The organism is Limnothrix sp. FACHB-1083, from assembly GCF_014696485.1.
GTDB lineage: Bacteria > Cyanobacteriota > Cyanobacteriia > CACIAM-69d > CACIAM-69d > CACIAM-69d.
This window is the reverse complement of record NZ_JACJQD010000002.1, coordinates 172,625-194,958: the sequence shown is the minus strand read 5'-3', so window position 1 is coordinate 194,958 and position 22,334 is coordinate 172,625. Positions and strand designations below refer to the sequence as shown.

Below are 22,334 nucleotides of genomic sequence, written 5' to 3'. Positions count from 1 at the left end.
AAAAACATCAAAAGAGAATCGCTAAAAAGATGAGAAATGCCCTGTGGTCGCCTCTTTGGGCAATAGCAACGATCACTAAGCCCAATGGCTGATGGAGCCATCTCGCATCAATGTTCTCTACTTGAATAATTCTAAGATAGTCAATTTACGAGGAAATTAATCTAAAAAGTTTCTGGATTCTAATTCTGTAATTAAATCTGGCTCTTCCAAATTCAATCCGGATCACTTAAGGAATGAAAAATTCTGAAATCATGACAAAAATCTTGTTCAAGAAATGGGTGGTCAGTGTGACTTTCTTGAGGTTTTTCAACTAAATCTCAAGATTGTTCTCAAGATTCATAAAATTATTCATGTAGTTTTCAATAGAAGAAATGTTCAAAACTTTTTGAAATGAAATAAAACATTACAATTGATCATTGCAATCAATAACTGCGATCAATTATTCAAGAAAATCTAACTTGGAGGCTCAATTAATCCTAGGTTAACGACATGATAATTGCAGATTTATTTCGTAGCAATGGTGCATCAGGATCGTTAGATGACGCATTGATGGTGTATTAATTGCACATCAATTTCAGATTAATTTCAGATCAACTACGCAGTCCCAACAGGGTGGCAACGTGGTAATGGCGAAGGGATTGGGGAGAAATTGTGGAGAAATACGTAATTAATGCGTGATTTAGGATGGCGTTAAGGTCTTTTTGAGTTGGGTTCTTTCATGGAACCAGTGGATTTGTTGTGGCTGGGAGGATTGGCGTTGGGGACAGTGGGCCTCTGTGCCAGTCAAGGCTTGGGGCTAACGCGGGCTTGGGGCCGGGTGATCGGGCGGGCCCTGTTGCAACTCACGGCGGTGGGCAGCTTGTTGGCCTTGGTTTGGGCGGCTCCGTCTCCGGGCAGCCTGGCGATCGCCCTGGGGGGATTGTGGGGGCTGGCGGTGGTTTCCGCCCACCAACAGATGGGGCAACGATGGCCCCAACTCTTGCCCTGGCTGTTGGGCGGGCTGTTGGGGGCCGGACTGTTGGCCAGTGTGCCGGTGGTGCTGTTGGTGCTGCGGCCGGGGCAGTGGTTTGAGCCTCGGGTTTGGGTTCCCGTGGGGGCTGTGGTGTTGGGGGCGGCGGCCAATGGGGCGGCGATCGCGGGGGAACAGGTGATGATGGCGGCCCGATCGCACCGCAACGATATTGAACAGCGATTGAGTTTGGGGGCCACGGCCCAACAGGCGATCGCCCCCCATCGTCGCGCCGCCCTGCGATCGGCCCTTGTGCCCACCTTGAACGGTTTCACCAGTGCGGGACTATTCACTTTGCCAGGTCTGGTGAGTGGGGCCCTGCTGGCAGGCATGGATCCGTTGATGGCCGTGTCGGTGCAGCTCTTGGTGATGGTGGCGGCAGCGCTGGCTGTCTCCGTTGGTGCGCTGGTGGTGGCCTGGGGGGCTGGTCGTTTGTGTTTTGACCCGATCGCCCAACGATTGCGCTAGAGCGATCGTGCTAGGCCGATTACGCTCGGCCGAATTGAGCCACCTTGTACCAACTTGCCACTGGGGGCAGACTACAAGGGACAGAGTTCCCGTGGCGTGGTTAACCTTTGGACGCTTCTTCCTCGGTGCCAGAAACTACCGGAGCCGAAGCCAAATGGGGCGATCGATCGTGACTATGACTCAAGCCCCGCTGAAGCTGGTTAAATCGCAACTTCATCGCCAACTCCTCCTGGGGTTTGGTTTCGCGAATCTGCTTCAGGGGCAACAAAATAATAAATTCACTACCTTGATCCGGCTCAGAGATGCAGCGAAGTTGTCCACCATGCTGCGTAATAATTTGATGGCTAATAAATAACCCTAGTCCAGCGCCTTGCCCAACGGGTTTGGTTGTGAAAAAGGGGTCGAATAATCGCGATTGAACTTGTTTGTCAATGCCTAAGCCATTGTCAGCAATGGAAATCAAAACCCAGCGGTTTAAATCCACTTTGGTGCGAATTGTGATAGTGGGTTGTAATGGAGCTTTAGCCGCCTCAAATCCTGAACCATTAGCATCAAAGGTCTGCAATTTTGATCTCAGTTGCTCCGCAAAGGAAGCCCCTCGATTTCGACGATTATTGTTGGTGTTGTTGGCATTATTGCTCGTGCTAGCATTTCCGGAATTTAGGTTGCCGACACCCGCATTTTCCAGCTTTGATTGGCTCGTTGGCTGACCGGAATTTCGGGGGGCCTTTGCGGGTAGGTCAGCGGAGGTTTTCAAGACCGGTGAACGATAACTTTCTCCATCAATGGGTTCTGAATTGCTAAGGTCAATTTCGGTTCCTGGCTCCGCCCCCAAAATGACGGGAGCGGTGGTTGGGGTGCTCGGGGCTGAGTCTGCCGGTTTGCCGTGAATGCGTTGATAGTGTTTTTTCATGGTCTCGTCGAGGGAGTCGATCGAGTTCATGAGTAAATGCATAAAAACTTGATTGAGCTGGCGTGCATAACACTCAACGAGGGGTAATTCGCCATAGACTCGCTCGATCGCAATCGCTGGTCGGAATGAGCGTTCTTCTAAGGCGTGGTCTAAGAGTTCGATCGTGCTGTCAATGCCTGCATGGAGATCCACCGATTTCAAATCCGATTCATCCAATCGCGAAAAATTGCGCAGGGCATTCACAATCCGATAGATCCGATCGGCTCCGCGATCGATGGACTGAATGACCCGATCGCTATCTTCTAAGATGAAAGCCAAATCCACTTCTCGAGAGCGATCTAAAATTTCATCGTAGGCAACGGGATAATATTTTTGATACAGCCGTATTAGGTCGCAAAGATCCTGCTGATATTTTTTAAGGTGTCGCAAATTACCCTGAATAAAGCTCACGGGATTATTCACTTCATGGGCAATGCCCGCCACCATTTTGCCCAAGCTTTCCATCTTGGCGCTGTGGATCAACTGAGCCTGAGAAGCCCGCAAATCCTGAAGAATTAACTCCAGTTCCATGATGCGAGCGCGATAGGTTTCCCGATCGAGATTTTGAGTGGCCGATTCAATTAGGGCGGCCTCCGCTCGATCGCGCTCATCCAAGTTCTGCAAAGCCTGTTGCAGGGCCTGCCAAGCCAGGCTAATGAATCCCAAACTGAGCAGCACCAAAATGCCGCCAATGCTCAAGAGTCCATACAAACTATGTTGGTGTAGGGTGCGCGTAATGGTGACCCGGGCGATCGCACTGGGTTTGCCATACACATCCACTAAGTAGCGATAACCCACCAAATTGCGCGATGAATCAGTTACTTCGGTGCGCTGATTTCGTCTGGCTTGACCCGTAAAATCAAAGGCTCCATAGAGAGGCAAATTGTTGGAATGACGGCTGACCTTAATTTCCAAAGCCCCCGGAACCAATTGGCTTAAATCTTGAAGCAACCGAGCATCCAGCCGCTGACCCATCACAAACCAACCATCCACTTGATCTGGTTTTTGAGGATTGGGAATGCTGCAAATGGCAATGCTTAATAAATCATTGTCAATGGCTACCACACCCGCCAGCCGCTTTTGGTCTGGGTTTGATTGAAATCCTTTCGGCAGGGATTGCAAAAAATACGTCAGGGTTGTGGAGGGTTCATGATAGCGATCGTTGGCGGTGCTGCCGGACTGATTTGAAACTTGTCGCTCTCGGGCATAGCGAATTTTGCCATCACGACCCACCACGCCCATGATGGTTAAATCAAAACTTTGATAATTGGTTGGACTAAAATTATTGCGAATAAAGTCTTCATTGGGCTGCCTTAGAAACTGATGGGTTGCATCCCAATAGCCATAGTCACAGGCCGATGGCAAAAGCTGGGCCGATCGCCGGTAAAGTAACCGAGTAAAGCGGTTGGTATGTTCTTCGATGGTTCTTTGTTCGAGGCTGGTGATGGTGTTCAGCAGGACACTCGCCACGCCCGTGTAAAGCAACCCTGATACCAACAAAATGGTCACCACGAGCTGCCGAAAGCCGCGTCGCACCTGCTCACCTTCAGACGAAGCTGATTTCAGCACAGAACTGCCTCAAGATCCTTTTCCATCTTTCCTTCAGAGTTATCACAAATAGAGGGGTCGCAACTTCAATTATTGTTAAATTTTTTCCTCTGGGATCCAATTTAGATAACTTTCTTTCGGGTTAACTCGTTTTTGAGTTAATGGTAAATATCTTGGGGAGCAAACTGCCAGGGAGATTGCCCAGCCGATGGGTGGGCATGGGAGCGGCCGCGACTCAGAACCAGAGGGCGGCCAGGGCGGAAAATTAGCCCCGATTCCGGTTGGCCCCATGTGGTCTCAGGGGGGCGCAAGTTCAGGGAAAATCCGTAGGATCGCTGGAATCTGGGGTACTAAAGATGAGCAAAGGTTCATGATCGAACCCTTGCTTTTGCGATCGGGAATTCTATTTCTTAGCCCTAAAATCCTGCTTCAAGAATGGCACTTTGGCGCAACACCTCCGTGGCATAGGGTTGCCAAAGATGTGACTTTTTAGACCTCCAAAGCTAGGGGTAGTGGTTGCAAAGTCTGAATACCGTGAAGAATCAGGCCATATTCGATCGCTTCCACAACGGCTTGATAGGAAGCTTCCAAAATGTTGCCGGAGACTCCCACGGTTGTCCAACGCTGGTGGCCGTCGCTGGATTCCACCAGGACTCTGGTTTTGGCGGATGTGCCCGCGCCGCCATCCAAAATTCGCACCTTGTAATCGGTGAGGTGGAACTGAGCCACCACTGGATAAAACTGCACCAGCGCTCGCCGCAGGGCCGCATCCATGGCCGCCACGGGGCCGTTACCTTCCGCCACTTCCAACAGGGTGCGATCGCCCACGGTGACCTTGACGGTGGCCAAGGATTCCCGATCGCTCGGTTCACCAAAGTCGTAGTGAACGCGGCAATCTTTCAGGACAAAAAAGCTCGATCGCTGACCGAGGGCCGTTCGCATCAGCAGGTCAAAACTGGCTTCGGCGGCCTCGAACTGATAGCCCTGATTTTCCAGGGTTTTGAGGGTTTGTAAAATCTGCCGACAGGCGGGGTCTTGTTTGTCGAGATCTAAGCCAAAGGAGCGGGCTTTGGCCAACACATTGCTCAAACCCGATTGATCAGAAATGACGATTCGGCGTTGGTTTCCCACCCGATCGGGCGAGACATGTTCATAGGTGTGGGGATTGCGTTCCACGGCGCTGACATGGATCCCGCCCTTGTGGGCAAAGGCAGACAAACCCACATAGGGCGCGCGATCGTCCGGAGCCAAGTTCGCCACCTCACTGACAAAGCGACTGGTGGCCGTCAACTCCGCCAACTGGGCGGCGGGAATGCAGTTCAGCCCCAGTTTCAACTGCAAATTAGGAATCAGGGTGCAGAGGTTGGCATTGCCACAGCGCTCGCCATAGCCATTGATCGTGCCTTGCACCATCCTTGCGCCCCCTTGGACAGCGGCGATCGCGTTGGCCACCGCCGTCCCGGAATCGTTGTGGGTGTGGATTCCCAATTGGGCCGCGGGCAGCCATTCCCGCACCTCAGCCACAATCCGAGCCACCTCGTGGGGGAGCGTGCCGCCATTGGTGTCGCAGAGGGCCAACCAAGCGGCCCCGGCCTCGTGGGCTGCCTTGAGGGTGGCGATCGCGTAGTCGGGATTCGCCAAATAGCCGTCAAACCAATGTTCCGCGTCGTAGATCACCTGTCGCCCTTGGCTGATTAGGAAGGCGATCGAGTCGCGGATCATGGCGATGTTTTCATCGAGGGTGGTTTTGAGGCCCTCGGTCACATGCAAATCCCAAGATTTTCCAAAAATGGCTACCCAACGTGTCCCAGCGGCCAAAATCGGCTTCAGGAGCGGATCTTCCTCGGCGCTCATGCCCGGTCGGCGGGTTGAGCAAAAGGCCACCACCTCGGAAAATTCCAGCGGCTCTTCCTGAAGTTGCCAAAAAAACTGCACATCCTTGGGATTGGCCCCGGGCCAACCCCCTTCAATGAAAGGAATTCGCAGGTGATCGAGCTTGCGGGCAATCCGTAGCTTGTCCTCAATGGAAAATGAGAGACCTTCCGACTGGGCCCCATCCCGCAACGTGGTGTCATAGAGCCACAGTTGAGGACTTGCCTGGTGAGAACTGGGCTGGGCGGGGTCGTTGCTGGGTGCAGCATCCGGCGCGGGGGCGGAGAAAACCATGGTTGCAGTGCCTAAACCGATCGCCTATCAAGGGCCTAGTAAATGGCCGATTAACTGAATCGCCTATTGCCGATCGCTCAGGGCCCATGAACTTACTGGGCAGCCATGCGAAGAGGCGCGAAATAGTGCCAATGATGCTATTATCGCGCCTTTTCTGGGGCATTGCGATTGAAGTTTTTCAGGGGTTTTAATCCCGGATTGAATCCAGCTTGAATATGGATGTCTGAAGAGCTAAAACCGCTATCTTGGGGGCCTCATTGATCGATGCCTGTGGGGCTTATTGACCAATGCCTGCGGGGCTTACTGATCGATGCCTATGGGGCTTACTGATCAATACCTGCGGGACTTATTGATCGATGCCTGTGGGGCTTGTTGACCGATGCCTGCGGGCCTCATCGATCGATTACGACAAGGGGCTTAAGCCCCTTGCCCCAACGACGACTGGTGCTTGGCAAGTACCCTAAGTTACTGCTCAGAGATTGCCTAGGCTAGAGATAGGAACTTTTCATAAATGCGATAGGTTTTATAGATTTTGCCGCCGGCCGCTTCGATCAGACGGCGCGATCGGGAATTGTCCTCGTAAACCCAACCTAACTCAGAGGTGCGGTAGGGTTTGCCCTTTTGCTGACAAGCTCGCAACCCCAAATAAATCAAGGCCAAGGGAACCAATTTGCGTTGATATTCCGGCAAAGAACAAATGGCAACCACCCGCCCCCGATCGATTTGCCGCCGATACCAAAGAAACTTTAACGTTCCCCACCAATTCAGCTTGCCTTTCACTTCCTTGAGCGGGATGTTGTAGTCTGGCAAGCCCATGAAAAATCCCACCGCTTTGCCGTCCACTTCTGCAATCAAAACCACATCGGGATCAACCAATTGTTGGAGCGATCGCGCTTCTTCCAAAAACTCTTCTTCGGTGCGTGGGGTGGAACTCCAATTTCCTGAAAAAGCTTCGGTGAATAGACGATATAAAATCCTGGCATCTCGCTCAAAGGCTTCACCCTTGGTTTCAATGGAGCGGAAGCTCACGCCGGATTTGGTGGCAATTTTATAGGCTTTTTCAAATTCAGTGGGCAAGGGGCGATCGAGCGGATATTCATAGGCATAGGCATCTTTTGCTTTGCTGAATCCCCCTTGCTCCACCAATTCAGGATAGTAAGAAGGGTTGTAGGGCATCATCACCATGGGTGGGGAATCAAACCCATCAATCAGCATCAAGCAATTATTGTGGGTAGACAGATCAATGGGGCCGCGAACTTTAGTCATGCCCTGTGCTTTTAACCAAGTTTCAGCAGCCGTAAACAACCCTTGGGCTACACTGAAATCATTGATGGTTTCAAAATAGCCAAACAGCCCGATCGCTTCCCCTTCCTTTTCCACCAATCGTTGATTCACCGTGGCCACAATCCGCCCCACCGGTTCAGGATTCAAGGCCACAAAAGCTTGTAATTGGCCATAGGTGCGGAATGAATTCTCCGGCGACAATTGCCGAGCGATGCTGCTGCGTAGGGGGGCAACCCAATAGGGATCCTGGTGATAGACCTGATCGGGCACATCTAAAAACTGTTCCAAATCAGCCGGCGTATTGACGGGGCGAATTTCCAAAGCACACATAGCAGCAAGACCAGACGATGGGAACGGGCGTGAACACCGGACTTAGGGCCGGCTGATTAACTTCTGCATTGTAGGCCCTGGTTTCGGGTCGAATCGCTCGGGGAAATCTCGCGAATCTGGGGAGGAACCGAGGAAATCGCGCCAGCTTTGCACGAGCGATCGCATTGGATCACTTAACCAGTCGTCAAAGGCGGGGTAAATCGGTAACCGGGGGCGCAGTTGCCCGCCCGCTGCGGCCACCCAATCGGTGAGTTGGGCCAGGCTCGGGTGTTCATAGGTGGGGTTCACCTCATCGATCGGGCAAATTCCCCCCAGGTCGCTTGCCCCCAGCTCGATCGCCCGTTGCAGCAATTCCGCTGTTTTCAATAGATTGGGCGGCACTTGAATCGCAATTTCCGGTGGTAACAGTTCCCGGGCGATCGCCACCGTTTCCAGCAACAGGGCCGCCGAACAGGCCTCCCCTTCCCAGACTTGATCCCGACCGGGGCTGTGGGGTTGCACGATCACTTCTTGGATGTGACCGTACTGGCGATGAATTTGCCCGATCGCCCGTAAGCTGTCCAGGCGATCAGCCTCGGTTTCGCCAATCCCAATTAATAGACCCGTGGTGAAGGGAATCTGTAACTCCCCCGCTTGGGCCAGTTGTGCCAACCGTCGGGATGGATCCTTGCTGGGGGCGTGGCGATGGACAGTTTGGGCCAGGGCAGGACTCACCTGCTCAATCATTAAGCCCATCGAAACATTCACCGCTTTCAGATAAGCCATCTCTTCGCGATCGAGCGGCCCCACATTGGCATGGGGCAAAAACCCTTCCAGCAGTGCCAACCGACAGAGGGACTCAATGCGCCGAATCCAGGCCGATCGCCGGGGACTGCGGGGATGCACCTCCCCACTCAGAATCAGAATCTCAATCGGCCCGGAGCTGGGGGGGCTGGTCGGGGCGATCGGGAATTGCCCCGATTGTGGTTTGTAACAATCCCGCAATGGATTGGTGAGTGATCGAAGCTTAACGGTTGCTTCTGCCAGGCCCAGCCAGCGATCGGCCCCCGGCTCCACCCGAAAATTACAGTACTGACAGCGATTGAAACATTCATAGGTGGGAACCAGCGTGTAGGCAGCGCTGTAGGTTACCAGAGACCCCAAAGGCTGACGGGTACGGCAATCCGCCTCTGTGCGATCGGCCATGGCCCTTGACCTCAAACGTTAAGGAAAATGGAATTTGTGTAAATCATCGTCAAAACCTCTTTACAAAACTAAACACAGCAGTTAATCTATATTCACGTGGGAAACAAAACCCACCAAATCATTCTTCTACAAAGCAATTCATCCAACCATGACTGCAACCCTGCAACAGCGCCAAGGCGCTTCCGTGTGGGATCAGTTCTGCGAGTGGGTAACCAGCACCAACAACCGCCTGTATGTGGGCTGGTTCGGTGTCCTGATGATCCCCACCCTGCTGGCTGCTACCATCTGCTACGTTATCGCTTTCATCGGCGCTCCCCCGGTTGACATCGACGGCATTCGCGAACCCGTGGCTGGTTCGTTGCTGTACGGGAACAACATCATCTCTGGTGCTGTGATCCCCTCGTCGAACGCCATCGGTTTGCACTTCTACCCCATCTGGGAAGCTGCTTCCTTGGATGAGTGGCTGTACAACGGTGGCCCTTACCAACTGGTTGTGTTCCACTTCCTGATCGGCGTGTTCTGCTACATGGGCCGTGAGTGGGAACTGAGCTACCGCCTCGGTATGCGTCCTTGGATCTGCGTGGCTTACAGCGCTCCTGTGGCTGCTGCTACCGCCGTGTTCCTGATCTACCCGATCGGTCAAGGTTCGTTCTCTGACGGTATGCCTTTGGGCATCTCGGGCACCTTCAACTTCATGTTGGTGTTCCAAGCTGAGCACAACATCCTGATGCACCCCTTCCACATGCTGGGCGTTGCTGGTGTGTTCGGTGGCTCGCTGTTCTCCGCAATGCACGGTTCCTTGGTGACCAGCTCGCTGGTTAAGGAAACCACCGAAGTTGAGTCGCAAAACTACGGCTACAAGTTCGGTCAAGAGGAAGAAACCTACAACATCGTTGCAGCCCACGGCTACTTCGGTCGCTTGATCTTCCAATACGCTTCGTTCAACAACAGCCGCTCGCTGCACTTCTTCTTGGGTGCTTGGCCGGTTGTGGGTATCTGGTTCACCGCCCTGGGCGTGAGCACGATGGCATTCAACCTGAACGGCTTCAACTTCAACCAATCGGTTGTTGACTCGCAAGGTCACGTGATCGGCACCTGGGCTGATGTGATCAACCGCGCCAACCTGGGTATGGAAGTGATGCACGAGCGTAACGCTCACAACTTCCCGCTGGATCTGGCTGCCGGTGAAGCTGCTCCCGTAGCTCTGCAAGCTCCCGCAATCAACGGTTAATTCTGAAGGTTGTGAGTGCCTGCTAGCCTGAGCAAATCAGTCTAAGCGACACAGTGGAGGGGGGACGATCTTGAATCGTCTCCCCTCTTGCTATTGGTGATCCTGAGAAACTCATGCGGGCAGTGATCCGCAGGATCCAGAACGGTTGGAATCGCCCGATAATTGGGTTATCGGTACTGGTTGTGCGGCGGCTCCCGGGGAATTCGTAGGAATTCAAGATTTGAGGAATTGAAGGTTTATGTTGCTCGATCGCCCAGACATGCATAGCGAATCTGACGTGGCAGTGGCGGAAGCGAAAGCGGCTGCAATTCCCACCTATGACGTAGCGATCGTTGGGGGTGGGATTGTGGGATTGGTCGTGGCCTGTGGGTTGCGCCAAACGGGGTTGAAAGTGGCGATCATTGAAGCCCTAACCCAGGCCACGGCAGCAAAACAAGCCCAGGCCTATGCCTTTTCCCTGTCTTCGGCCAAAATCTTTCAGGGATTGGGCCTGTGGGATCAGGTGCGATCGAGTCTGGAACCCTTCCGGCGCATTCGGCTTTCCGATTGTGATTGGCCCGATGTGGTGGAATTTTGGCCCCAAGATGCGGGAATGCAGACGGAGTTGGGCTATGTGGCGGCCCACAATACCCTGCTGGAAGCCTTGCAAGGGGCTGTGAATCGATCGCCCCATTGCACTTGGATTGGCCCAGCCACGGCCACCGTTTTGGACTACGGGGCCGATTGGGCTGAGTTGGTGATTGCGCCCAATGGCGAGGGGGTGACGGTTCCGTCGCGACTGCGGGCCAAACTGGTGGTGGCGGCGGACGGGGCCCGATCGCCCCTGCGGGAAGCGGCCGGCATTCCCAGACGCGGTTGGGCCTATTGGCAATCCTGCATTGTGGCCGCCGTCAAGGCTGAACAGCATCACCAAAACATTGCCTACGAGCGGTTTCAGACCAGCGGCCCCTTCGCGATTTTGCCCTTGGGGGATGTTTGTCGTTTGGTGTGGACGGCTCCCCACGCGGAAGCCCAGGCGATGTTGGCGTTGGATGACCCAGCATTTTTGCGGGCCCTGAGCCAACGGTTTGGCCCCCAGATGGGGCAATTGGAATTGGTGGGCGATCGCTATCTATTTCCGGTGCGGTTGATGCAGTGCGATCGCTACGTGGGGCATCGGTTGGCCCTGGCGGGGGATGCGGCCCATTGTTGCCATCCCGTGGGGGGACAAGGTTTGAACATGGGCATTCGCGACGCGGCGGCCCTGGTTGATGTGATCCAGGGGGCGATCGCCCGGGGTGAAGACTTTGGGCAAGTGGCGGTGTTGCGGCGCTACGATCGCTGGCGGCGTTGGGGCAATTGGGTGATCTTGGCGTTCACCGATTTGCTCGATCGACTCTTTTCCACCCAACTGTGGCCCGTGGTTTGGGGGCGGCGGCTGGGCTTGGCGGCCCTCAAGCGGGTTCCGCCCCTGAAGTCCCTGGCCCTGAGGTTGATGACAGGACTGCTGGGGAAAATGCCGAGCTTGGGTCGCCTGGCGGATTCCAACCCTTGAGCGTTGGGCGATCGCCCCGCGTCAATTGGTGGTTACAGATGGTGGTTACAGACGCGCGGTCGCAGATTGGCCGATCGCAGATTGGCCGATCGCAAATTGGCAAGCTGCTAGCCTAACCAGGCGGCTGGTGCGGGCCGGGCGGTCGATCGACCGGCGGGCCGCACCTCGTAAAGCTTGCCTTCATTCAGTTGCAAAACTCGGTGATGACTGCGCCGCACCCACAACTCATCATGGGTCGTGACGATCGTGGTTGCTCCCAATTCGTTGAGCCGCTCCAGGATCGCAATGATCTGTTGGGAGTTGTCGCCGTCGAGGTTGCCGGTGGGTTCATCGGCCAAAATTAAGGGGGGCGTGCTGACAATTGCCCGGGCAATGCTGGCCCGTTGCTGTTCGCCGCCGGAGAGCTGTTCGGGGAAGTGGTCTGCCTTGTGCAGCAGCCCCACCAACCGCAGGGCGGGCGTGAGACGACGGCGAATTTCCGCCTGGGGATAGCCCTGGGCCAACAAAACGAAGGCAATATTTTCGGCGACGGTGCGGCGGGGAATGAGTTTGTAATCTTGAAAAACGATGCCGATTTTGCGCCGCAGGAGCGCCAGTTGATTGCGATTGAGATCGCTAACCCGTTGCCCATCGATGATCACTTCGCCCCGATCGACCAGTTCTTCGCCATAGAGCAGCTTCAGCAGGGTAGACTTGCCCGCGCCGGAGGGGCCCGTAATCATCAAAAATTCGCCGCGATCGACCCGTAAATTAGCCCCCAACAGGCCGCGCTGACTGCGGTTATAGATTTTCACCACCTCGCGCAATTGCACGATCGCCGCCGCATTCGACCTCACACCAGCCATGGCCGTTCTGTCCTTTGTGGAGGGTGGGGGTCGTCAGGATGCCAAGCTTGGGCCACTGGGCCCGCAATCGCCTGAATCGATCGCCCTGTTCCACCCAATTGTTCGTTTTGGTTCGTTATGAGTTTAACCGCCGATCTCCTTTCCACCATCCCCGGCCAACCGTTGGCGGGTTTAGCGCGAGCCGATCGCCTGTGGCAACAACTCCGGGGGCTGGATGATCGGGGGGGCAAACCCCCCATTTCGGTGATTTACGAATCTTCACAAAATCTGGCGGACGATCCTGACAACTTGCCGCCGGCCAATGCCCTCATGGTTGATTTGGTGGTGCTGGGGGGAACCTTGGGGATTGTGATGGCCACGGCTCTGGCCCAGGCCGGTTGGCGCGTGGTGTTGATGGAACGGGGACAACTGCAAGGGCGAGATCAGGAATGGAACATTTCCCGATCGGAATTGGCCGTTTTGGTTGAACGGGGGTTGTTGACGGCGGCGGAACTGGAGCGGGCGATCGCCTCGGAATTTAATCCCGTGCGGATTGCCTTTGCGGGTGGTCAGGAGCGATGGGTGCGGGATGTGCTGAATCTGGGAGTCAGTCCCGCCATTTTGGTCGCCCAATTGCGGCAAAAATTCTTGGCCGCTGGGGGCATCCTGCTGGAGCAAACCCAGTTTGTTTCCTTGACCGTGCAGCCCGATCGGGTTTGGGTGCAGGGGCGATCGCTCCTGGGCGGCCCCACCGGAGCCACCGGAGCCGGGGGCAACGCTGCCTATGGGGATTGGGTCACCGCCCATCAGGCTACGGTCACGATCGGGGCACGGCTGGTGCTGGATGCTATGGGGCATCAGTCCCCGATTGTTCGGCAAACTCGCGGCCCCGCCAAACCCGATGGCGTTTGTCTGGTGGTGGGTACTTGCGCCACGGGCTATCCTGCCAACGACAGCGCTGATCTCATTGCCACGACCACCGGCATTCAGGACGATCGCCAATATTTTTGGGAAGCGTTCCCCGCCCAAGCGGGCCGCACCACCTATCTGTTTTGCTATGGGGATGCCCACCCCAGCCGTCCCAGTTTGCACGATTTGTTTGAGGACTACTTCCGGCTGTTGCCCGCCTACCAAAACTTGCCTTCCCTGGAGGGGTTGCAATTTCAGCGGGCCCTGTTTGGTTTTTTCCCTGCCTTTCGCCAAAGCCCTTTGCAACCAACGGTCGATCGCCTGCTGTTTATTGGTGATAGCAGCGGTTTGCAATCCCCCCTCAGTTTTGGCGGCTTTGGGGCCCTGTTGCGCCACCTCGATCGGCTCTTGGATGGCATCACCAACGCCCTGCAAACCGATCGGCTCGATCGATCCCACCTGAGCCTGTTGCTGCCCTATCAACCGAATCTTTCCGTTACCTGGTTATTTCAGCAGGCCATGCGCGTGGCTGTGGGGCAACAGTTACCGAGCGATCGCATCAATCGATTGTTGGATGCGGTGTTTGGGGAAATGGCCGCAGCGGGCGATCGGGTACTGCGGCCCTTCCTGCAAGACGTGGTGCAATTTCCCGCCCTTTCCATTGCCCTGGCCCGTGTGGCGATCGCCCAGCCGGCCTTGGTGGCTCAACTCATTCCCCAACTGGGCTTGCCTGCCTTGTTGGACTGGATGCGGCATTATCTCGCCTTGGGGCTATATCACGCGGGCGATCGCCTGGCCTTGCCCGCTCGCAAACCGGTGCGATCGGCTTGGCGCTACGGTTCTGGCAACGATTGGCATCCCTAACGGTTGGTTAATACTTGGCTAGTTAATGCTGGGTTAGTTAATGCTTAGTTAGTGACAGCCTTTACCGATGATTGAATGGCGGATTCTGCTGATTGATACCAGCAGGCAAATGAATCATAAATTGAGTACCTTGATTGGGTTGAGAGCGACAGAAAATTTTCCCTTGGTGTCGCTCCGTAATAACTTGATAGCTAATTGACAGTCCCAAGCCTGTGCCTTTGCCAACGGGTTTTGTGGTGAAAAATGGATCGAAAATCCTTGCCTGCACGGATTCTGGAATGCCGGGGCCATTATCAGCAATGCTGATTTCAACCACATTTTCACTAGCGATAAACTGGGTGGTAATTTCAATTCGGCTAGGATTAGCCTCAATTTCTGCCTCGCTCCAGCCGGCTGTTTTTTGCTCCAAGGCATCGATCGCATTAACCAGCAAATTCATAAACACCTGATTCAGCGGGCCTGGATAGCATTCCACAGGTGGCAAATCGCCATATTTTGTGATTACTTCAATGGCTGGATGATCAGACGTTGCTTTCAAACGATGTTTGAGCAACAGCAAGGTGCTTTCAATGCCATGGTGCAAATTGGTGACACAATCTTTGGTTTGATCAGTTCTGGAAAATGTGCGCAGGGATAAAACTAGCTGCCGAATTCGATCGGTGCCCACGGTCATCGAATCCAAAATTTTAATCAAGTCAGCTTGAATAAATGCCAGTTCTTCAAAGTCGATCGAGGCTTGACCGTTAGATTGGCTGGCTTGACCGGCATGGATTGCATAGACTTGCGTTGTGGCTTGGAGTAATTCGTGAACATAGTCCCGCACATAATCTAAGTTGCCATGAATAAAATTCACGGGATTATTAATTTCATGGGCAATTCCTGCCAAAAGCTGCCCCAACCCTGACATTTTTTCGCTTTGAATCAGTTGCAATTGCGTTTGTTGCAATTGGTTTAGGGCCTCGCTGCGGTCTTGAACGGTGGCTTGCAGGGTTTGGTTGGTTTCGGCCAAAGATTGCAAGGTTGCCTCCACTTTGGCGGCCATTTGATCAAAGGAATGACATAAAAAAGTCAGCTCATCCATGTGCTGCCGATCGCGAACCGCAAAAGCGAAGACGGCCTCTGAAGTGGTGGCTTTTGGGGTGGCCATGGGCATGATTTTCTCCGTGGCCACCAAGGTATTGCATTTTTCTAAAATCGGCTTAAGTTGGCGATTGAGACGGCGCACAAAACCCAATACGGCGATCGCTAGCAGAATGGCGGCGATGCTGACACTGATGATTAAAATGCGCCAAAGGGGCCCCAACACTACATCACTGGGAACAATGGCGATCGCAATCCAGTTGGCACTGGGAATTCGCTCATAGGCGATGATTTGATCTTGGTGATAAATAATATCGGAATTTTTGCTCTGCAAGATGGGCCACAGTTCGCGCAAGAGTGGCAAATCTCGATAGCTGGAATTGGCTTGAAGAGACTTGCGCTTCGGTGGGTAAGCCAGTAATTTGCCAGATCTGCTGAGAATGGCAAAATAGCCTTCATCGTTGATGACGGATCGATCGACTCGTTTGCTGAGTTCGGTTACGCTGAAATCTGTTCCTGCCACACCAACTAGGTTTTTTTGACTGTCATAGAAGGGAACTAAGTAGCTGGTCATGACAATATTTGACCACTCATAGGGTTCTATCCAAATTCCCTTTTGATTACCCACAGGAATTCGCCAGTAATGTTGGTCAGGATATTGATCGTCTTTATACAACTCTGAGTAAATCCAGTCGGAGTGGGGAGGCGGTAGGCGCTCACCGATCGGATTGGGCTGACCTTGATCGACATAAAAATATGGATAAAACCACTGACGATCGCGCAAAACCTGAAAGGCATTTTGGCCGAAGCCTACTCCCAACACTAAGCTGGGACGTTGTTTGAAAAATTCTAAAGTTAGTTGCTTATAGAATTCTGGATCTTGAATATTTCGATCGCGATTGGTCAAAACAGCCGCCGACAGAATTTCAATGTAGCGCTGCGACTCTAATAGTTGCCCTCGGGTAAATTCAACTTGGGCGTTCAGTTCCGCACGAATTCGCCCAAGGGATTCCCGTTCAATGGAGCGATAAAAGACGGCGGCCATGGTTCCCAAGGCCACGAGGGCCCCACCCAAAACGTAGAGAAAAAGTTGGGTGCTGATGGATCGAACAAGCAGGCGATCTCGTAATCTCTGGAGCCACTTGGCCAGCATAGGGATCAATAGTTGGAAAGAGCAGTGAGTTGCGAAGGGAATGCGCTCTGGGCTTGGCTTTGGTGATCAACAATTGTGGCTATTCCTCAGGAAGTTAAGGGACTCTTGAGGTATTTGCTAGGACTAAATGGGCTTCATTTGGAGGAAATGGGATTGAGGATAATCAGAATCGGCTTCTTAATTGATTGGAAATCTGTTTTTAGCTATAAATAATTGCAATTGAGTGCTGATTCTTGATCTGCCAGTGCCCCTATTTTGGCATCTTCTTTTCAGAATTTTAAGTAATCGATGAAACGGTGGGGATTGGGCGATCGCCCCGATCGCAGCCTTTGGAGCTTTACGGATTCCAAGGGCAACCAACCGGATTCCTGGACTGAATGATTTGGGGAAGCAGACCTGTGGATGGGTGGCCGGAAGCGATCAAGATGAACAGTACGATCGCCCCCAAACAGGTTAAAAGGGGTGAGAATGTATTGTGCAAAACAATTTCTCGTTTCTTTCGCCATGACGTTTGCGCCCCCAGTTCAGCACCATGTTTTTCCCAATGGTTTGACGGCAATTGCGATCGAAAATCCGGCAGCGGACATTGTGGCGGCTCGTATCTTCATTAAGGCTGGGAGTCTGTGGGAGGCGCGATCGAAAGCGGGGCTAGCCAACTTGGTGGCAGCGGTGATGACGAAGGGCACGGAACGCCTGTCATCGATGGAAATTGCGGAGCGGGTGGAATCGATCGGGGCCAGCCTGGGCACGGATGCCAGCACCGATTACTTTCTGGTTAGCCTCAAGAGTGTGTCCCACGATTTTGTGGATCTGCTGTCCTTGGCGGGAGAGTTGTTGCGATCGCCCGCGTTTCCGGAGTCGGAGGTGGAACTGGAGCGATCGCTGATGTTGCAGGGGATTCGTTCCCAACGCGAGCAGCCGTTTTCCCTGGGGTTTGATCAACTGCGCCAAGTGCTATACGGGCCAGAGCATCCCTATGCGTTTTCACCCTTGGGCACGGAAACCACCACGGGACAACTGACCCCAGCGGATTTGCAGGCGTTTCATCAAACCTACTTCCAGCCTGATCGGGTGACGATCGCGGTGTCCGGTTGCCTGAGCACCCAGGAAGCTTTGAAGGCGATCGAAGCAGTGTTTGGCGATTGGCAGGTGAGCGATCAAGTCATTGTGGAGCCGCAGTTTCCGCCCTTGCCCAACACCATTGAGCAACGGGCGATCGCCCAGGAAACTCAGCAGGCGATCGTCATGTTGGGTTATGGGGCCGCATCGGTGTTGGGAACGGATTCAACCGCAACCGAGCAACAACATCACCCGGACTATGCGGCGCTGAAGTTGGCCAGCACCTATTTGGGCAATGGCCTTTCGAGTCGCCTATTTGTGGAGCTGCGGGAAAAACGCGGCTTGGCCTATGAAGTTTCGGCCCTCTATCCCACTCGCTTGGGCCCGTCGCACTTTGTGGTTTACATGGGCACTGCGCCTCAGAACGTGCCCGAGGCGATTGCCGGGTTGCAATCGGAGGTGGAACGCTTGATTCATCACCCGATCGAAGCGGCAGAATTAACCGCCGCCAAAAATAAGCTCTTGGGTCAATATGCCCTGGGTAAGCAAACCAACGCCCAGTTGGCTCAACTCTATGGTTGGTATGAGGTGTTGGGCTTGGGTCGCGAGTTCGATCGCACCTTTCAAACCGCGATCGCCCAAGTGAGTGCCCAAGATATTCAAACGGTGGCCGATCGCTACTTTGCCGCACCGCACATGGTTTTGACGGGCCCCGCCGCCGCCGTGGAGCCGGCCCTGTTGGTGACCCCCTAAGTGCAGCCAGCGAGCACCAAAACAGGCCAAAGCCAAAAAGTCCCAAGAAAATCAGAAAATTAGGGGCAAGGAACTTCAGCCCCTTGCCCTTGTTCTTGACCTTTTAGTGGTTTTAGCTGTTGATTAACCCTTCCACTTCACCTTCGGCAAAATTTCCGAGTTGTCCACCCGCCCCTTGTATTTCACCGCGAAGTTCAACAGGGAATCCAGCAGCGAATCGGACAGGTAGTGTGGTTGCAAGCCCAAATCCAGCAGATTGGTGTTCTTGGCGTTGAAGTAATGTTCTTCGGCTTCGACGCGGGGGTTTTCGATGTTGTTGATTTCCACCTTCAGACCCATGGCCGCGCTGGCCTCTTGGACTTTCTTGGCCAAGTCCAAAACGCTGAACAGTTCCGTGAATTGGTTGAACACTCGGAATTCACCGGGTTTGGCAGGCGTTTCGATCGCCAGTTCCACGCAGCGCACCGTATCGCGAATGTCCAGGAAACTGCGGGTTTGGCCGCCCTTGCCATACACCGTCAACGGATGGCCCACGGCGGCCTGAATACAGAAGCGGTTGAGTGCTGTGCCGAACACGCCGTCATAGTCCAACCGGTTGATCAGCAATTCGTCCATGCCGGTTTGGTCGGTCAACACGCCGTAAACCACCCCTTGGTTGAGGTCGGTGGCCCGCAGACCCCAAACCCGACAGGCAAAGTGGATGTTGTGGGAGTCGTGGACTTTCGAGAGGTGATAGAAACTGCCGGGTTGCTTGGGATAGGGCAGGGTATCTTTGCGACCGTTGTGCTCGATCGTGATGTAGCCCTCTTCGATGTCGATGTTGGGCGTGCCATATTCGCCCATGGTGCCCAGCTTGACCAAGTGACAGTCGGGGAACTTCTCACGAATGATGTAGAGCAGGTTGAGGGTTCCGACAACGTTGTTGGTTTGGGTCAACACGGCATGTTCGCGATCGATCATCGAGAACGGAGCCGATCGCTGTTCCCCAAAGTGAACGATCGCCTCAGGTTGAAACTCGGTCAGAGCCTGATCCAGGAAAGCATAGTTGGTGATGTCGCCAACGTAGAGGTCAATGTGCTTGCCGGTCAGGTCTTTCCACCGTTGGATGCGCTGCTTGATCGGGGCGATGGGGGTCAGGGTGTCAATTTGCAGTTGTTGATCCCAGTGCCGACGAACCAGGCTGTCCAGGATGCCAACTTCATGACCGCGATCGGACAGGTATAGAGCCGTTGCCCAACCGCAGTAACCATCACCGCCAATGACGAGGACTCTCATAACTTCTTGGAGCTAGCGCTTGCCGATTGTTTCGCTCAATCTATCAGGGTTTGGTTAAATTTAGGCCTTCCACCGAAGGATGGGCGCTGGATCCCGATTGATCCTGATAGGCTCCTGATGGGCTGGGCGTTTCGAGCACTAAGATCTCGCTTTCGAGTTCTGATTGGTTGCGGGTTGGTTGCGGGTTGGTTGTCGGTTGATCGTTGATTGATCGTTGTATTGATCAGCAATTGATCGCTGACTGAGCAGCGGTTGCCGGTTTGTGATTGTCTGCAAATATTTTCTGGGCAGGTACTTTCTGCAAGTCCTTGCTGCAAACCGATGGCTCAAAACAAGTCCACTTGCCAATGGCGGAACCCATCCATAATGCCCAAGAGGCCAGGATAGGGACTGCGGTAGAGGGTAGGTCGATCGCCCAATGCCGCCAGCAGCTTGGGTTCACTGTTGCCCACGGCGATCGCTCGGTAGCCCGCCGCCAACAGGTTCAAATCATTGAGGCTGTCTCCGGCGGTGATGATTCGATCGCCCGGCCAGCGCTCCAGCTTGGCCAGTCGTTGCAGGGTAGATCCCTTGGCAACGCCCTTGGGCATCACATCCAAATAGCGATCGGCGGACATAATCACATCAAAACCGGCCGCCTGGATCAGGTTCAGCGTGGCTTGCCGCAATAATTGCGGGTCGTAGTCATAGGACACGCGGTAGGCAAATTCCCCGCGCTGCAACGAGAGACCCGGCTCCCCCGCCAGCAAGCGCTTGACCCGATCGTTCGCGCAATTCCAGCGATTGGCGATTTCCGTTTGGATGGTTTCGATCGGGCGGCCCTGACCGTCATAGACCGTTGTGCCCACATCGCCAATCACAAAATCTGGTTGGGGCACTGGGCAATCGCCCGACCACAGCGGTTCAATGAGCTGCCAATGGCGACCGGTCACGAAAACCAAAATCAGCCGATCGCGCTGTTGTTCAATCCGTTGATAAAACGCAGCGCGATCGGCCTGGGAGCCGTGCAGAAAGGTTCCGTCCAAATCCGTTGCCAGCACCCAACGGGGCGCGGTCGTTGCAAAAACCATAGATCACCAGTCCCCCACCGATGCGATCAATCCCTGGGCATTGTACCAAGGCGTTTCCTGCTTCCTGGGGGAGATGGGTTCCTGGCTGGGCTATGCGCCGACGGCTTCCTTGGCGGCATAGAGCACTTCAGCGGTAATTTGCGTCAGCCCCCGATCGCGCGCAAATTTTTCCGTATTGCGCTTCACCTTGCCCCGCACAAAACCCGGCACACGGTTCAACTCCGTCAGCCCATCGCGACTCCAATTCAGCTCCGAATCCGTGGAAACAGACTTGGTAATCACTTCCTTGGTGTCGTGGCCGCCAAAGATTTCCAGCAAATGATCTTCCATGCCCAAGGTGAAGGAGTTATAAACCAAATCCACCACCTGATTGGCTCCCTCGTAGCCCAAATAGGGTCGATAGCCAACGGGGAAATTCTGAATATGAACCGGAGCCGCAATGACACCACAAGGGATATCTAATCGCTTGCCCACGTGGCGCTCCATTTGCGTGCCAAAGATGGCGGCCGGTTCAATTTCCGCGATCGCGTTGGCCACCTGGGTATGGTCATCGGTAATTAAAACCCGATCGCAATATTCACTGACCTGATCCCGGAACCAATCGGCATCATACTGACAGTAAGTGCCCGCCAAAACCACCTGAATTCCCATTTCCCGGGCCAGGATTTTGGTCATGGCCGCCGCGTGGGTGTTGTCACCAAACACCACGGCTTTTTTACCCGTTAAATTTTGACAATCGATCGAACGAGTGAACCAAGCGGCTTGCGAAGCAAATCGGGTTTGTTCATCAATAAACCCTTCATAGTTCACCGGCTCGCCCTGGCTGTTCAGCACGGCTTGGATCGATCGAATGCAGCGGGCCGTTTCCACAATCCCCATCGGCGTGATATCCACAAGCGGCATCTGAAATTCCGTTTGCAAATATTGCGCCGTCAGCCCGCCAATTTCGCGGTAAGGAACCAAATTAAACCAAGCCCGGGGCAACTGTTTTAGTTCTTCCACCGAAGCCCCATCGGGAATCACCGCATTCACTGTAATTCCCAAATCCGCCATTAATCGCTTCAATTCCGTGCAATCGTGGCGATTATGAAATCCTAGCGTGGTCACTCCCAAAATATTCACCGAAGGGCGATCGGTCTTTTGGGTTTGCAAATCACCCACTTTGTGGGCTTTTTCAATGTAGAACTTGACGATTTGCTGAAGGGTCTGATCCGCCGCTTGTAATTCGTTCACGCGGTAGTGATTTACATCGGCAAAGAGCACATCGCCCCTAGCATCCAACTGAGCCCGTGCCACAAAATTTTGCAAATCCTCTTGCAAAATGCTCGAAGTGCAAGTGGGAGTCAGCACAATTAAATCGGGCGCTTCTTCTCGATCTTTGCGAACAATATTATCAACAACTTTTTCTTGGGAGCCTTGGGCCAAAACGTTGCGATCGACCACGCTGGTGGTGACGGGGGTATAGTCTCGCTCCCGTTCCAGCATCGATCGCATCACATTGAAATAGTCGTCCCCTAGTGGGGCGTGCATGATGGCATGGACTTTTTGAAAAGAACTGGCAATCCGCAACGTTCCAATGTGAGCCGGCCCGGCATACATCCAATAGGCTAATTTCATCTGCTGCTCAACTTGGGCCCAAT

Annotated in this window: 14 protein-coding genes; 5 read left to right on the top strand and 9 right to left on the bottom strand. The window is 53.9% G+C overall.

Annotated features, from left to right (window positions below; translation table 11 throughout):
* Positions 1-718: 718 nt before the first annotated feature.
* The gene (locus tag H6F46_RS02805; protein WP_190353471.1) at positions 719-1,477 is read left to right on the top strand and encodes an ABC transporter permease; all 759 of its coding nucleotides are present in this window, start codon (positions 719-721) and stop codon (positions 1,475-1,477) included.
* Positions 1,478-1,577: 100 nt separating this feature from the next.
* On the opposite strand, the gene H6F46_RS02800 is transcribed toward H6F46_RS02805, so the two are convergent.
* The 4 genes from H6F46_RS02800 to cofG all read right to left on the bottom strand — a co-directional run bounded on the left by H6F46_RS02800 (position 1,578) and on the right by cofG (position 8,942).
* Positions 1,578-3,998 (bottom strand): CHASE4 domain-containing protein, encoded by a 2,421-nt coding sequence (locus tag H6F46_RS02800; RefSeq protein ID WP_190353470.1) that lies wholly within the window; start codon positions 3,996-3,998, stop codon positions 1,578-1,580.
* A 468-nt stretch (positions 3,999-4,466) separates the two neighbouring features.
* Positions 4,467-6,143, bottom strand: coding sequence for a citramalate synthase (gene cimA / locus H6F46_RS02795; protein ID WP_190353469.1), 1,677 nt, complete (start codon positions 6,141-6,143; stop codon positions 4,467-4,469).
* 483 nt (positions 6,144-6,626) lie between these two features.
* Positions 6,627-7,757 carry a GNAT family N-acetyltransferase gene (locus H6F46_RS02790; RefSeq protein WP_190353468.1) on the bottom strand — a complete coding sequence of 377 codons (1,131 nt, stop codon included), beginning with the start codon at positions 7,755-7,757 and terminating at the stop codon, positions 6,627-6,629.
* A 42-nt stretch (positions 7,758-7,799) separates the two neighbouring features.
* A complete protein-coding gene (cofG, locus tag H6F46_RS02785; protein WP_190353467.1) occupies positions 7,800-8,942 on the bottom strand; it encodes a 7,8-didemethyl-8-hydroxy-5-deazariboflavin synthase subunit CofG in 1,143 nt (380 codons plus the stop codon).
* Between the two features lie 148 nt (positions 8,943-9,090).
* On the opposite strand from cofG, the gene psbA reads away from it, so the two are divergent.
* Positions 9,091-10,173 (top strand): photosystem II q(b) protein, encoded by a 1,083-nt coding sequence (gene psbA, locus H6F46_RS02780; protein ID WP_099532637.1) that lies wholly within the window; start codon positions 9,091-9,093, stop codon positions 10,171-10,173.
* 259 nt (positions 10,174-10,432) lie between these two features.
* On the top strand, positions 10,433-11,707 hold the full coding sequence (locus H6F46_RS02775; RefSeq protein WP_190353466.1) for an FAD-dependent hydroxylase: 1,275 nt from the start codon (positions 10,433-10,435) through the stop codon (positions 11,705-11,707).
* Between the two features lie 107 nt (positions 11,708-11,814).
* Here H6F46_RS02775 and ftsE read toward each other — a convergent pair whose 3' ends face one another.
* Complete coding sequence (gene ftsE, locus H6F46_RS02770) at positions 11,815-12,552, bottom strand: cell division ATP-binding protein FtsE (RefSeq protein ID WP_099532638.1); 738 nt, start codon at positions 12,550-12,552, stop codon at positions 11,815-11,817.
* Between the two features lie 117 nt (positions 12,553-12,669).
* On the opposite strand from ftsE, the gene H6F46_RS02765 reads away from it, so the two are divergent.
* Positions 12,670-14,304, top strand: coding sequence for an FAD-binding oxidoreductase (locus H6F46_RS02765; RefSeq protein WP_190353465.1), 1,635 nt, complete (start codon positions 12,670-12,672; stop codon positions 14,302-14,304).
* Positions 14,305-14,365: 61 nt separating this feature from the next.
* Here H6F46_RS02765 and H6F46_RS02760 read toward each other — a convergent pair whose 3' ends face one another.
* Positions 14,366-16,537 (bottom strand): ATP-binding protein, encoded by a 2,172-nt coding sequence (locus H6F46_RS02760; RefSeq protein WP_190353464.1) that lies wholly within the window; start codon positions 16,535-16,537, stop codon positions 14,366-14,368.
* Between the two features lie 504 nt (positions 16,538-17,041).
* Between H6F46_RS02760 and H6F46_RS02755 the strand changes: the two genes are divergently transcribed.
* A complete protein-coding gene (locus H6F46_RS02755; RefSeq protein ID WP_190353463.1) occupies positions 17,042-18,349 on the top strand; it encodes a pitrilysin family protein in 1,308 nt (435 codons plus the stop codon).
* A gap of 123 nt (positions 18,350-18,472) precedes the next feature.
* Here H6F46_RS02755 and H6F46_RS02750 read toward each other — a convergent pair whose 3' ends face one another.
* The 3 genes from H6F46_RS02750 to bchB form a co-directional block, all read right to left on the bottom strand.
* On the bottom strand, positions 18,473-19,624 hold the full coding sequence (locus H6F46_RS02750; protein WP_099532643.1) for an NAD-dependent epimerase/dehydratase family protein: 1,152 nt from the start codon (positions 19,622-19,624) through the stop codon (positions 18,473-18,475).
* Positions 19,625-19,950: 326 nt separating this feature from the next.
* Positions 19,951-20,694 (bottom strand): HAD-IIB family hydrolase, encoded by a 744-nt coding sequence (locus H6F46_RS02745; RefSeq protein WP_190353462.1) that lies wholly within the window; start codon positions 20,692-20,694, stop codon positions 19,951-19,953.
* A 90-nt stretch (positions 20,695-20,784) separates the two neighbouring features.
* Positions 20,785-22,311: a ferredoxin:protochlorophyllide reductase (ATP-dependent) subunit B gene (gene bchB, locus H6F46_RS02740; RefSeq protein ID WP_190353461.1), complete on the bottom strand. Its 1,527-nt coding sequence runs from the start codon at positions 22,309-22,311 to the stop codon at positions 20,785-20,787.
* Positions 22,312-22,334: the final 23 nt, after the last annotated feature.

Bases quoted from the DNA above. Each gene is read 5' to 3' on its own strand.
- H6F46_RS02775 (WP_190353466.1), top strand. From the start codon at position 10,433: ATGCATAGCGAATCTGACGTGGCAGTGGCGGAAGCGAAAGCGGCTGCA.
- cofG (WP_190353467.1), bottom strand. From the start codon at position 8,942: ATGGCCGATCGCACAGAGGCGGATTGCCGTACCCGTCAGCCTTTGGGG.
- cimA (WP_190353469.1), bottom strand. From the start codon at position 6,143: ATGGTTTTCTCCGCCCCCGCGCCGGATGCTGCACCCAGCAACGACCCC.
- H6F46_RS02805 (WP_190353471.1), top strand. From the start codon at position 719: ATGGAACCAGTGGATTTGTTGTGGCTGGGAGGATTGGCGTTGGGGACA.
- H6F46_RS02790 (WP_190353468.1), bottom strand. From the start codon at position 7,757: ATGTGTGCTTTGGAAATTCGCCCCGTCAATACGCCGGCTGATTTGGAA.
- bchB (WP_190353461.1), bottom strand. From the start codon at position 22,311: ATGAAATTAGCCTATTGGATGTATGCCGGGCCGGCTCACATTGGAACG.
- H6F46_RS02760 (WP_190353464.1), bottom strand. From the start codon at position 16,537: ATGCTGGCCAAGTGGCTCCAGAGATTACGAGATCGCCTGCTTGTTCGA.
- ftsE (WP_099532638.1), bottom strand. From the start codon at position 12,552: ATGGCTGGTGTGAGGTCGAATGCGGCGGCGATCGTGCAATTGCGCGAG.
- psbA (WP_099532637.1), top strand. From the start codon at position 9,091: ATGACTGCAACCCTGCAACAGCGCCAAGGCGCTTCCGTGTGGGATCAG.
- H6F46_RS02765 (WP_190353465.1), top strand. From the start codon at position 12,670: ATGAGTTTAACCGCCGATCTCCTTTCCACCATCCCCGGCCAACCGTTG.
- H6F46_RS02745 (WP_190353462.1), bottom strand. From the start codon at position 20,694: ATGGTTTTTGCAACGACCGCGCCCCGTTGGGTGCTGGCAACGGATTTG.
- H6F46_RS02750 (WP_099532643.1), bottom strand. From the start codon at position 19,624: ATGAGAGTCCTCGTCATTGGCGGTGATGGTTACTGCGGTTGGGCAACG.
- H6F46_RS02755 (WP_190353463.1), top strand. From the start codon at position 17,042: ATGACGTTTGCGCCCCCAGTTCAGCACCATGTTTTTCCCAATGGTTTG.